Consider the following 13011-nt stretch of genomic DNA (forward strand, 5'->3'; position numbering starts at 1 on the left):
CCGAATACCTCAGCGCATGACTTCTGTACTCATCTAACGTCGTAAGTAACGACTGACCCCCATCGTCTACACCCACTTCTACACCTGTGGCGAGAGGCGCCGACGGCGCACAACAGAGGCCGTTGATACCCCCGGGGGGTGGGTATCAACGGCCTCAGCTCAATGGGGCATCAGCCCGGTCAGTTTGCCCTCCGGCGGAGCAGGCGAAGCGAGAGTGCTCCGCCGCCGATCACGAGCAGCGCAGCCGCGATCATCACGGGAGCGAGGCTGCTCGTTCCGGTCTGCGAGAGGACCGGAGCGGCGGCACCCGGCGTCGGGATCACGGCGATCGTTACGCTCGCGCTCGCTCCGCCGTACTCAGCGGTAACCACGTGCGAACTCGCAGTGAGAAACGTCACCGTACTGCCATCGATGACGTCTCGCGAATGATCGCTCGTGAACGTCGCTTCGTCAGAGACGTCGCGGGTGTTGCCGTACGCGTCCTCCACCGTTGCGGTGAGCGACACCGACGAACCCTGCGAAACCTGGTTCGCGCTGGCTTGGAGCGTCAGCGTGGCGAGGCTTCCCGCGCGGACGATCGAGCCGGCCCGCGCCTCGATCGCAGCGTCGCCCCGCAGCGTCGCGGTGAATGTCCGTGATCCTGCCCGGGTAACGGTGGCCTGGTCGCCGTCCAGCACATCCGACGCCTCGGAGCTCGCGAAAGTTACCTGGTCAGTCACATCGCCGAGGCTCTGCCCGCCCGCGGCAAAACCCTCCGCGCTCAGGGAAATCGTGTCGCCCGCAGCCGCCGATGACGGCACGGTCAGCACCAGCGATGCGAGGGCCGCAGCGGTCACCTCGATCTGGGTGGTGGCGCTCAGCGACCCGGCAGCCGACGTGATCGTGAACGCTCCAGCCGAGTGGAAGCTGAGCTGGTTGCCGTTCACATCCACTCCCCCGGGGGCGCTGGAGAGCACCGCGGTGGCGGACACATCAGCGACCTGGTTCCCGAACTCGTCACGCAGGATGGAGACGAAATCGAGCTCGCCAAATTGGTCGACGATTGTGGCACTCGGGGTGAGCTGCAGTTGCGAGGCCTGCGCCGGGGTGACCACGGCGGAGGTGCTCGCGCTCAGCCCCCAGCCCGAGGCGGTCAACGTACGGGTCCCTGCCGCAGTCGCGCGAACAGCGTTGCCGGTCACCACGTCACTCGCAGTATCGCTCCCGAAAGTGACGTCATCCGTGCAATCACCAAGCGATACGTCGTCAATACCTAAGCACTCTGCGCTGAGCGTTATGCTCTCGCCGGCGGCGCTCGTTTCGGGCTCCACAGACACGGCAATACGTGAGGGGACCCACTGCGCGAACAGGCTGACCGCTGTGCCGTCAATACCGGTGGCCTCGGGCCGAGGCACCATCACCGTCGCCTCAGTGAAGGGCTCACCGCTGCCATCCGCGGCAGTATTCCACCCGGCGAAACTCCAGCCGGTCGCGGAGGAAAGGACCGGAAGCGGGCGGTCACCCGCTGCAAAGGTGGGCGCGAGCACGCGGGTGGCACTGTCGGGCACGCCGGCGAGGTTGCCGTTCAGCGCGACAACGAAGTGATTCTCGTTGATGTCGGCCGCCGTCACCAGAGCGTTGGGGAGCGTAATGGCGCCCAGATTGTTCCAGACCCCCTGCGCACGCAACCCGCCCGAGCCCGTGATGAGGCCCGTGGCACCGATCGTGTTTCCCGCGAGGTTTGACCGCAACGATCGCACGAAGGTGCTCGCGGGAACTCGGAGGGTGCCGTGTACGGTGAGCGCCCCATCGAGTTCTCCGTAGCGCCCGGCGCCAATCGCCGGAACGGTTGGTTCGCTCGAGAACGCGGTGACGACCGCGCCAGCTCCAATCGTCACGGTCTTGGCGCTTCCGAAGTACCCACCGCCGATCCCGGCAGCCTGCGCTGAACGAGCGTTGACGACCGCGTTGCCGCTGATCACGATGTCAGAGATATTGATCGAGTTCACGGCGGACGCGCGCGAGCCGCCGCCGATGCCTGCTCCGGACACGCTCTGCGCATCGACGACGCCTCCGCTGACCGTGATGGTGGGGCGCGCATATGAAGTGAGCCCGGCAGAGCCGATCCCGGCGCCTCGCTGCGCGCTCGCGTGTACCGAACCCCCAGTGATCCGAATGGGAAAGTCCCCCGTGGCGATGTCATTCTGGGTAGTCCCGATGCCTGCACCGCCCGCTGCGGTGGCCGTCACGGTCCCTCCGGCAATCGTGACCCCCTGCGGCGCTGCGGTGGGAACGGGGTAACCGCCAATACCCGCTCGCGAGTGCGTCCCGCTCGCGTCGGCGAAGATTGTGCCGCCCGCGATGGTGAGATGCGCCCCCGTGGTCGAAATCGCGGCACTCGGGGTGTACGGCACCCCCGAGGGCTCAACGTAACTCGCATCGAGCCTGCCGGTGCCCGCCGCGGAGCGATCATCGATCGAGAACGAGGTTCCCGGCTTCAACGCGATCGACTGCGTCGCGAGCGAGAATCCGTTCAGGTCGAGGGTCGCGCCCGATTCGAAGGCCAGGTAACCGATTCGTGCACTCGTTGTTCCGATGTCTGCAGTGAGCCGAATCGTCTCGCCGGCGGGGGTGGTCGCCGCCGCGATTCGCAGGGCTCCTTCATCCGCGACATCGTGGATCCCCGTCGCATACGCCGGAGAGGCGGGCAGGAGCGCGGCGGCGAGCGCCACGACAATCGGAACCACCAAGTGGCGGGGTCTGGTCTGCATCGGCTCACCTTCGGCATTGCGTGAGAGCCGCGAGATGTCGTCCCGTGGCCCAGAGCGATCCGCCGTGCATCCGCAACAGACGAGGCGCTCAGTCCCCATCCAATGTCACCCGAGCGCGAGCGCGCGATTGATCTACACCCGTTTCTGCACCTCGGAGCCCGTGCGCCGCGCTGGCCCCGTTACCTGGTCCGGGCGGGGAGCAGCGTCACGCTGCCAGCCGACACCTGCGCCTCGATCACGTTTGCTGACCCCGGTCGCGTCTGCAAGCGGTTGTCCAGCTGCCCGGCCGAGACCTGCGATTCCACCGCGTACGCAACGTCGGCAACCGTGAGCTCCAGAGACCCTGCGCTGACGTCGAGATCCACCTCTCGCGGGGCGGCGCCGGTGAGCTCGGCGACGATCTTGCCTGCCGATACGTCAAAGCTTGCCTCCTGCACGCCGTCGAGTCGGAAGTCCGCCCGGCCAGCGCCAAGCCCGACGCTGAGGGAGCGGGCCGAGCCCGTCGCCACTGCCTTCCCGGCAGAGACATCCACGTCGAGATCACGGAATTCGCCCGCTGCGGTGAGGCTTCCCGCACCAAGTGTCAGATCGGCGTCGAGCTTGCCCGCGAGCGAGTTCGGCAGGGTGAGCACGACCTGGTCGTCGCCGAAGTTGCAGCCGAAGAGACAGAAGCCATCCCCGAACCAGCTGCCGCCCGAGCGCACGACGAGCTCGTCGCCCGATCGCTGCATCCGCCAGTCTTGGCGGTTGTTCCCGGTAATCTCGAGCTCTGCCTCTCGAACATCGGCGAAGCGAAGCTGGAACTGCCCCGCATTGGCGTCGACGCTCAGTTCGGTGATTCCCGCGGGGTCGACCGTCTGCACGCTGTCGCCGCTCGGCGAGCCGACTTGGTGCAAGATCGAGCCGGTCGTCCCGATCGCGGCGGTCGCGCCCACTGAGATGAGGGCCAGCCCGCCCACGATGGCGGTGCCAATCGCGACGGCTGACGCCCCCGTGGAGCGGGGACGCTGAGCGTGTTCGTCGGTGGGGCGGGGTGAGTCGTTCATGATCCGATTCCTGTCTGCGTGCCCGGTTCTGCCTGTCGCATGATCCCGGTGTTTTCAATGTGGGCGATGGCGGCGAGCACCCGGCGGTTGCCGGTCTCGTCTGCCTCGAATCCGAGCTTCTGGAAGATGGCGGTGATGTGCTTCTCGATGCTTCCTTCGGAAAGGAACAGCAGCGCGGCGATCGCCTGGTTGGATTTGCCCTCGGCGAGGGCCGCGAGCACCGTTCGCTCGCGCTCGGTGAGCCGGCGCATGCGTTCGTCACGGCTGCTGCGCGCGAGCAATTGAGCAACCACCTCGGGGTCAAGCACGTCCCGTCCCGTGGCAATCTGCTCAACGGACGCGACGAACTCGGCCACGTCGGCGACGCGATCCTTCAACAGGTAGCCGATGCCGCCCCCGCGGGCCGCGATGAGGTCACTCGCGTACCGTTCCTCGACGTACTGCGAGAGCACGAGCAGCGGCAGCTGCGGGCGAGTGCGGCGCAGCTCGAGCGCCGCACGGATCCCCTCGTCGGTGAACGTCGGCGGCAGGCGGACATCGAGGATGCAGAGGTCGGGGGCGTACTCCTCGACCGCCTCGCTCAGGCCCTCCACGTCAGGCAGGGCGGAGACGACTTCGTGCCCGGAGTGCTCGAGCAGCCGCACGATTCCTTCGCGCAAGAGCACCGAGTCTTCGCAGATTAGGATGCGCATGGGACGCTCACCTCCAGCGTGGTCGGGCCGCCAATGGGGCTCTCGAGCCTCGAGGTGCCGCCGGCGGCGAGCACTCGGTTGATGATGCCGTCGAGACCGCCGCCCGGCTGCACGGTCGCGCCGCCGATGCCGTTGTCTTCGACCCGGGCCCACAGCGTCGAGGCGTCGGGGGCCTCGCCTCGCACCCGCAGCGTCACCCGACACTCGCTTGCGCGCGAGTGCTTCGCCGCGTTCGTGAGGGACTCCGCGACTGCGAAATAGACGGCCGCCTGGGCGTCGCGCGAGATGGTCGCGCTGCCGATACGCACGTCGAGGTGGACGGGAATGTGTGACCGTCCGGCGAGTGCCGAGAGCGCCGCGTCGAGGCCGCGGTCGTCCAGCACCGAGGCGTGGATCCCGCGGGCCAGCTGTCGTAGCTCCGTCACCGCTGCCTTGGTCGACGTGTGCGCCTCGTCGATCAGCGCCTTCGCTCCCTCGGGGTCGCTGTCGAGCTGCTGCTTGGCAAGGCCGAGTGTCATGCCGATCGAGACGAGTCGCGGCTGCACCCCGTCGTGCAGATCGCGCTCAATGCGCGTGCGTTCGACGTCGGCGGCCCGCACCGCCCCCTCGCGCTGCTCGGCGGTCGCACGCACCTGCTCGCGCAGCACCGCTTCGTGGGCGCCAGCCTCAATCAACGCGCAGGAAATCGTCCGGTGCAGCATGGTCAGCAGCAGGATCCCCGCCGGAGCGATCAGTACCCCGAGGACCCCGGCGATAATTCCGCCGGGCGCACCCAGTCCCCCGGGCATCGATGCGAACCCCAGGCCAAGGCCGCCGGCGACGATGCTGCCGATCGACCAGAAGAAGAGCTGCGTGAGCCAGAGCACCACGAGCCCGAGCGTGCTCGCGATGCCGAAGTTTGCGACCGCCCGCCACATGCGCGCATCGATGACCTGCGACCACAAACCCTTCAGGTAACCCTTGAATCCGGAGCCGCCGCGGCGCAGGCCCAGCGGCGGGGCGTCGAGGCGATAGAGGCCGCTCACCCGGGCAACCTCGAACCACCCCAGACCGAAGAGCGCGTACACGCAGCCGACCAGGATGACGAGCCCGATTCCCATCACGATGATGAGCCCGGCGCCGGTGGCCAAGAGCGTGACCAGGGTCGTCAGCAGCGCCCACCCCATCGTGCCCATGGCGGCGAGGTGCAGGGTCGTCATGAAAGGACGCAGGGGGCGCTGGGGTGCTGGGCCGTCCTGCGGCGGGAGCGGCGTTGGTGTACTCATGGCTCCTACGCTACGGCCGCCGACACCGGGCGGACACCGGGGCACCCGGAGAAGCGCGTTCGGGTTTTCCGGAACGCTCCGAGATCCGCACGGAGTGACCGGCGTTCAGCTCAGTCGTTCTCGGCTCACGAGCTGCCCTGCGAAGCTCACCCGCTGAAAGGTGAGTGCATCGGGTGTCCCGTCTCCGTTCAAGTCACCGACCCATAGGCAAGCGGCAGGCAGGATCCCCGGGTAGGGGTTCGGGAAGTCCTCACGAACATGGCCCACCCGGAGCGCCGGAGCGGGTGACAGGTGCTCGTCTTGCTGCACTGGCGCGGCGGTCGGAATGCTGGCCGGGGCGAGATCCTGCAGGTGAATGTAGCCAGTAAAGGCATCGGCAGGGACGATGCGTGCGCCGTATCGTCCCGGCACCGCGCCGGCGTTGTACTCCTCAATCACTGCTCGGCCGTCGTCGAGCACCTTCGCCACCCAGGCGACGTGGCCAGCCGATCCTGAACCGTTGGTGCCGGGGGCGCTATACGCGATCGCACCAGCTGCGGGCGTCGTGTCGACTCGGATGCCGAGGCTGCGCGCCGAATCTCCCCATTGACCCGCGTTCCCCCACCGCACGAGTCCGCCGTATTGATTGTCGAACGGCACCCCATTGACCTGGTTCAGGCGCCAGGAGACGAATGACGTGCACTGGCGATGCGCAAAGTTCCACTCGTCCCAGACGACCGGGTCGAGCGGCATGTTCTTGTAGAGCATGGGGTAGTTGTCGCCGATGAGCCCGTCGACCCCGATTGCGGGCACCCCCTGGTCGCCTGATCCTGGGAACTCGTCAACGCCAGGATTGCCTGGCGACCAGGCCGTGTTCGGTGGCTGGTCGATGGGGGCGGGCGGGATGGGCGGCAGCGCCGCGGGGGCAGGAGCCGAACCCGGTGTCGTTGGGCTTGCGGGCTCAGGCGTGTCCGAGGGCGTCGGCGTCTCGGGTGGCTCGGTAGCCGGATTCTCGGGATCCCCCGTGGGAGGGGTGCCCGGGTCGGGGTCACCCGGTTCTCCGGGCGGGGCAGGATCAACAGGATCGACCACTTCGACGGGTGGTGCCGGCTCGTCCGGGGGATCCGGCACGGCCACCGGGTCTGGCGCCGGCGGAGGCACCTCCACGACTGGCGGCGGGGCCTCGCTCACCGCGACAGGTTCAGCAGGTGGGGCCTCGACAGGAGCCTCCTGGGCAGCGACGTCGGGAGTGATTTCGTCCACGGCGAAGGCAAGTGGCGCTGGTGAAAAGAGGGTGACGAGCGAGAATGCGAGCGCTGTCGCGATCACAACCGTGATACTCGGTGCAGGCATGCTCCTTGACGACATGACGACTCCCCTGGTCTCACTCGCGCCATCGCAAGTGAGTTGTGAATCTACCGCGGGGGTGGGCGAGGCGCGTCGGCAAGAATTACGTAGTTGGCCGCGTGTGTGATTTGATTACGCCACCGGATCGGAGCGCCGCGCTCGATCTCGCTTCTGCATCATCATCATGAGGTCGGAGCGTTCGACGAACTCATCTCCGGTTTCACCGGGACGAAACTCTGCAATGCCAAACGACCAGCCGCAGGCGGTCACGACGCCCTTCAGGCGTTCGGCGAGGAGCTGCGCCTCCTGGGCGGCGGTGCGCGGAAGCAGGACGACGAATTCGTCGCCTCCGATGCGCGCGACGCTGTCCCCGCTGCGCACCCCTCGCACGAGCTCGTCGCTTACTTGGCGAAGCACGCTATCGCCCCCGATGTGCCCCCGGGTGTCGTTTACTGTCTTGAACTCGTCCAGGTCGATATAGAGCAGCGAAAGCGGCTCGCCCGTGCGGGCGACCGTGCTGATCTCCTTCTTGAGCAGCAGTTCAAACCCGCGCCGGTTCCAAACGTCACAGAGGTGATCGTTTAACGACGACTTTTCAAGGTTCGCTTTGAAGCGCCCGAACACCTCGGTCAACAGTACCGCCAGGGAAACGAGCGCGACCGCGGTCAGGTACGCGTCGTTGGACTGGTAGCGAAACATCATGATGATCGCGTAGAGCAGCAGGGCGGTGTAACCGACCCATCGGGCGTATTTCATCGGAAGAAACCAGGCGTACAAGACGATCACGACGACGCTGAGCATGGCGGCGACGGTGGCGCGACCCAGGCTGGTGCTGTTCGCAATCAGCCAGAGCAAGAAGACGAGGTAGATCCCGCTGATCACCGCGGCGGATCCGACACGAAGCCGGCGCCCCCGCCAGAGCACCAGCAGTGAGATCAGGATCCCTGAGCCCGAAACGAGCACCGGCACCCAGAGCGGCGGCCGATGCTCGGGCGGAAACACCGTGGCAGCGAGGCCGGCAAACAGGCCGCCAGAAAGAAACAGTGCCGCCACCGCAAACGACAGGTCGGACTGGCCCTTCAGGACCCGAGACGATGGATGGTTCGACACCATGTCAGTGTAGGTCTTGGGGCCCGGTCCTGACCGCTTGGCACCGGGGTGAAATTGGCATTTCACCCCGGTGGGTCGCAACGGCTCTCACGAGCATGCCCGCGCCTGAAGCGCCACGCGTCCCTCGGTGCGGCGGCGTCGCAGCCCGCTTGCTTCACATTGACTCGACCCAGTAGTTTGGATTCCAGTCTCGGTCGCGAGCTTCAGTTCCCAGTGACGCTGTGAACGCTCCTCCCAGATGAACTGCTCCGCTCCAAGGCTTGTCGACCTGAGGAAAAACAATGACGTTCGCCCTGCACCGCCCTGCTCGCCTGACCGCCGCGGCTCTCGGCCTCGGAACTCTCGTCGCGGGGATCGGTCTCGTATCTGCTGCGGCGCCCGCGCACGCGGCGTCGGTCAATGTGACCACGCAGGCGGACGTCTCCGACTCCGCTGGTTGCTCCAGCGGCTTGCTCGACCCCGGCCCCGATGGCCTCTGGAGCCTCCGCGAAGCTGTCTGCTTCACCAATGCGCCTGGCGGACCCGACACGATCGCGCTGCCCGCCGGCGTGTACCCGCTGAACGCGCCGCTCGAGATCACGGGGGACGTATCGATCAGCGGCGCAGGGATGAATACGACGACCATCGACGCCTCGGCGACGCAGAAGGCGATTGAGGCGTACCCGTCCATAGGCAGCATGGAACTGGGCCTCGACCAGCTCACGATCATCGGCGGCAACGCCGACGGCAGCGCGTTTACCGACGGCGGCGGCATCAGCACTTTCCTCGTGGACACCTTCCTCAACAGCGTGAGGGTCACCGGCGGAACCGCGGCGAGCGGCGGCGGCATCGCGTCTATCTATGGCAGTCTCACCATGCTGGACTCGATCGTCGACGGGAACACTGCGAGTAGTTCCGGCGGCGGAGTCTTCGTCGTCGGCGAGCTCTACATGCAGCGCACCACCGTGTCGGGCAATAGCGCTCAGACGGGCGGAGGGCTCGTACTCGAATCGAACGGCCCGGATGTCTCGACGATCGAGCAGTCGACGCTCTCGGGCAACGCCGCGAGCGGCAATGGCGGAGGCATAGCGCTTCCGCCCACCCACCGGGGCCAGACCATCGTCACCGACACCACGATCGTCGGCAACACTGCGGCGGGCAGCGGAGGCGCGGTGCACTCAGCGGGCGGCGCCGTTGGAGAACTCCTGCTCACGAGCACCACCGTCACCGGGAACACCGCAGCGACAGGCGGTGGCATCGCCCAGAGCTCCGGGACAGTGATCGTGCAGCACTCGATCGTCGCCAAGAACACTGGCGGCGACCTGTCCGGCGCGGCCGGCGGTGCCGGAAACATCGTCGGCGTCGCCGGCGGCACGGTCGTCGACGGGGCGAATGGCAACCGGGCCGGCACCTCGGGTGCCCCGCTGGACCCGCAACTGCGCGCGCTCGGATCGTTCGGCGGTCCGACCGAGACCCGGGTCCCGCTGCCAAGCAGCCCCGCCATTGACACCGCCCTCTCCTGCGGCGCCATCGATCAGCGCGGAGAATCACGACAAGGGGGCGCCGGCTGTGATGTCGGCGCCGTCGAGCTGACTGCGGCACCCGATACCACGATCGTCACCGGTCCTACCTCGCCGATCGCCTCGGGGGACGCGACGTTCTCGCTCTCCGCCTCGGCAGGAACGGGCCCGTACACCTTCGAGTGTGACCTCGGACAGACCGGCATCTTCGAGATCTGCCCGACCGGGCCGACCTTCAGCGGGCTCGTCGATGGCTCCCACACACTCGCTGTGCGCGCCATCGATGCGCTCGGGGCGACCGATCCGAGCGCATCCGAGTACACCTGGACGGTCGACCTGACCGCTCCGGTGGTGGCTTGGGATTCGGTGTCGCCGGGTACCGCGTCGGGCTCCACCTCGACGTTCGCCTTCTCCGCGACGGACGCCTCCGCGATTGCCGGCTTCGAGTGCTCGCTCGACGGCGCGGCCTTCACGGCCTGCACCTCGCCGGTGACGACGCCCGCTCTCTCGGCAGGCGCGCACAGCTTCCGGGTGCGAGCGAGCGATTCGGTCGGCAACGTGAGCGAGATTGCCGAGCAGTCGTGGACCGTCGCAGCGGCAGCGTCGACGGGCGGAAATACACCGAGCGTCGATGAGATCGCGAAGACCGGTGGGGAACGCCCCGATGCCCTGGTGGCGGCGGCTATCGTCCTGTTGTTCGCCGGATCACTGATCCTCGCGACGCGCCTCCGTCGCCGCGCCTGATCGACTTCTCGCGCCCCTGCGCGAGGCTGAGGCTGTCACGGGGAACACCACTTCCGGAATCGGACGCGTGGCGAGAAACCGTCACCGAACCGCGCAGCAGACCCGTTCGACACCATTTCAGCGTCGATCTGGGGGCCGGCCCTGACCGCTCGGCGACGGGGTGCGATGGTGATTTCACCCCGTCGCAGGAACACTCTCGGACATTGTTTCTGAGAGGACTAAATCCCAAACATTGGACTGCGTCTGATAAATTTGGGCCATGAGTATGAGGAATCTGGGCATGGTTGCCGCAGGCGTCATCGGGGCGCTGCTCGCCTGTTCGGTGTCGGCGGCGGCGCACGCCAACGGCGGCGTCTCTCAGGTGCGTGCCGCCGAGGCCGTCGAAGCACCATTTTCGCTGGGCGACGCAGTCGACCTCGGTGATGGGCTCGTCGATATTGACGAGCCTGAACTCGACGCGCTCCTGGCCGCAGCGGAAGACGCGGAGGGCGCACCCATCCTGGTGGACGGCGACGCGCACCCCACGCTGGGCCTCGCCGAGAACCCGGCACCCGGGCAGGACGCACAGCTGTACGCATTGATTGAGCCCGTGATCGCTGACCACCCGGAGATTGCCTTCCAATCGGTTGACCTCCTAGCCACGGACGTCGACGCGATCCTCGCGATGGCGACTAGCCGGGCAATGGCACTCGAGGGCGAAATCTCACGCCTGATCGCGGAGATCCATTCGGGAGCCCAACAGCTGGACTCGCTAGAAGCGTCACTCAGGGCCGTGCAGGAGTACCGGAGCGACCCAACCGCCGACCTCCTCGCGCGAGCACAGCAGGCGATGCTCAAGGCACACGTGACGGAGGCGTTTACCGGTGGCCCGACCCCCGAGGAGGCGCGCCGGGCCGCGGAACTGGCCTTGGAGCAGTTGCGATCGGCCACAGACGCCCTCGCCAGCAGTCAGCAGTTGCGTCTGTTGCAGATGCAGACCCTCCTGAGCAAGCACTCCCAGGCACGCGAACAGGTCGCTGCGCTGACCAAGATGCTCCGTGGCGGCAAGACTTCCGTCGTGGGATCCATGCGTTCGACCCCGGTCGCGCTCGGTTCCGCCGAGTGGGACAAGGGCGTGGTTTCCGGGGCACTCGACCTCTCGCGGGTGCCGGACGGCGATCACCATCTGATCCTGGACTTCGCGGACGCGGGCGTCACCGTCGTCGCCAGTGTCACGGTGGCGCGAGATCCTGCCTCGGCACTGGCCGAGGACGCGGCTTGGGCCTGGAGCCTCGGCGGCGTGGCACTGATTACGGCGGCCGTATTCGGCGGTGTGGCGCTCTGGCGACGCCGGACTCGCAAGACTCGTTTGTAGCAGTCCCCCGTCCGGGCACGAAAATGCCCCCACGAGTAAAAGCCTCGTAAGGGGCGGTGGCTCCGACCGGCGTCGATCCGGTGACCTTTCGATTCAGAATTTTTGTCATCTCGAGGGTTACTGCGGGGGTGCAGCCTCTTCGCTTTGCGCAGGTCAGATTTGTAATCTGATGTTCATCATTGTTTTCCCTTGCTGAAGAATGTGCGGGATAGATGCGGGATTTGATCCAAGTAGCTCATGCCGCATCTCCATCTCAGCGTTATCGCCCGCCTCGCCCACGCACGTCCCCACGACAAAACACGGCGTTGTTCAACGCAGCTACTGCAAGCGCGGACGTCATTTGCGCATCGATGGAGTAACCTACGATCTGGTTCGAGCACACGTTCTTCACCGCACAGAGGTATAGCTTGCCTTCACCAGTCCATTGCTCGGTAATGCCCGAAAGCCACAACTTGTTCGGGGCAGCCGCCGCGGACTCGCGCTGCACGAGATCGTCATGAACGGGCGGGCCAGGCTTTCTGCCATTCCCGCGTGCTTTCTTCTTCCCGAATGCGGACCATCAGCCTTGGTCTCGGCAGAGCCGCCACGCAGTATGGTCAGCCACCGGTTCACCGAGAGTCTTCGCTTCGTCGGCGAGGAACCGGTACCCGAACTCGGGGTCCTCAACGTGGGCATCGTGGAGTGCATTCACTCGATACGCCTGTGTGAGGTCCCGCCCAGTTACTGGGCTGTGGAGCCAGCGGTAGTAAGGCTGGCTCTGGAGATTGAGTACCCGGCAAGACGCCTGGATGTGGATCCCGTCGCCAACGAGCTCTTTCACGAGCGGGTAGAGCCTTTCCCGGCAGGTGCCGCCTGTGAGAGATACGCGGCCGCACGGCGGAGCACTTCGACTTCTTGTTCGAGGAGCCAGTTGCGTTTGCGGAGCTCACGAAGTTCAGCATTCTCAGAACAGGTCACGCCGGGTTTCTGGCCTGTTTCGACGAGTTCTGCTCGGAGCCACTTGTCGAGCGTTCCGACGTGGATGCCGAAGTCCTTCGCGATCTGCGCGAGCGTGATTTCCGGGCCGCAATTGAACGCGATCCGGATGACGTCGTCGCGGAATCCCTTGAGGCAACGAGGGGGTACAGGTTCATCCCTTCAGGCAAGCCGAAACTAGCCCTGTCGAATGTCACTTAAACGTGCATCAGATCCCTGCGTGTTCCCCGATGACGGTGTAGTGCTCCCC

9 protein-coding genes are annotated in these 13011 nt (G+C 66.4%); 2 read left to right on the plus strand and 7 right to left on the minus strand.

The window, feature by feature from the left end; genetic code table 11:
- Positions 1-179 precede the first annotated feature (179 nt).
- The 6 genes from KOE53_RS11940 to KOE53_RS13885 form a co-directional block, all read right to left on the minus strand.
- Entirely contained in the window at positions 180-2750 is a 2571-nt protein-coding gene (locus KOE53_RS11940; protein ID WP_188058632.1) for a beta strand repeat-containing protein, read from the minus strand.
- Positions 2751-2929: 179 nt separating this feature from the next.
- Positions 2930-3796 (minus strand): hypothetical protein, encoded by an 867-nt coding sequence (locus KOE53_RS11945; RefSeq protein WP_188058633.1) that lies wholly within the window; start codon positions 3794-3796, stop codon positions 2930-2932.
- A complete protein-coding gene (locus tag KOE53_RS11950; RefSeq protein ID WP_188058634.1) occupies positions 3793-4488 on the minus strand; it encodes a response regulator transcription factor in 696 nt (231 codons plus the stop codon). The genes KOE53_RS11945 and KOE53_RS11950 overlap by 4 nt, the downstream gene beginning before the upstream one ends.
- Positions 4476-5753, minus strand: coding sequence for a sensor histidine kinase (locus KOE53_RS11955; RefSeq protein ID WP_188058635.1), 1278 nt, complete (start codon positions 5751-5753; stop codon positions 4476-4478). Before KOE53_RS11955 ends, KOE53_RS11950 begins: the two co-directional genes overlap by 13 nt.
- A 105-nt stretch (positions 5754-5858) precedes the next feature.
- Positions 5859-7085 (minus strand): CHAP domain-containing protein, encoded by a 1227-nt coding sequence (locus tag KOE53_RS11960; RefSeq protein WP_188058636.1) that lies wholly within the window; start codon positions 7083-7085, stop codon positions 5859-5861.
- Between the two features lie 126 nt (positions 7086-7211).
- On the minus strand, positions 7212-8189 hold the full coding sequence (locus KOE53_RS13885; RefSeq protein WP_188058637.1) for a sensor domain-containing diguanylate cyclase: 978 nt from the start codon (positions 8187-8189) through the stop codon (positions 7212-7214).
- 281 nt (positions 8190-8470) lie between these two features.
- Between KOE53_RS13885 and KOE53_RS11970 the strand changes: the two genes are divergently transcribed.
- Together KOE53_RS11970 and KOE53_RS11975 are read left to right on the plus strand one after the other, a co-directional pair.
- Positions 8471-10432 (plus strand): choice-of-anchor Q domain-containing protein, encoded by a 1962-nt coding sequence (locus KOE53_RS11970; protein WP_188058638.1) that lies wholly within the window; start codon positions 8471-8473, stop codon positions 10430-10432.
- Positions 10433-10691: 259 nt separating this feature from the next.
- Positions 10692-11786 carry a hypothetical protein gene (locus KOE53_RS11975; RefSeq protein ID WP_188058639.1) on the plus strand — a complete coding sequence of 365 codons (1095 nt, stop codon included), beginning with the start codon at positions 10692-10694 and terminating at the stop codon, positions 11784-11786.
- Between the two features lie 259 nt (positions 11787-12045).
- Here the strand turns inward: KOE53_RS11975 and KOE53_RS13890 are convergent, their stop codons facing one another.
- Positions 12046-12273, minus strand: coding sequence for a DDE-type integrase/transposase/recombinase (locus KOE53_RS13890; RefSeq protein WP_353055651.1), 228 nt, complete (start codon positions 12271-12273; stop codon positions 12046-12048).
- Positions 12274-13011: the final 738 nt, after the last annotated feature.

It is taken from the genome of Leucobacter sp. CX87 (genome assembly GCF_018682295.1).
GTDB lineage: Bacteria > Actinomycetota > Actinomycetes > Actinomycetales > Microbacteriaceae > Cx-87.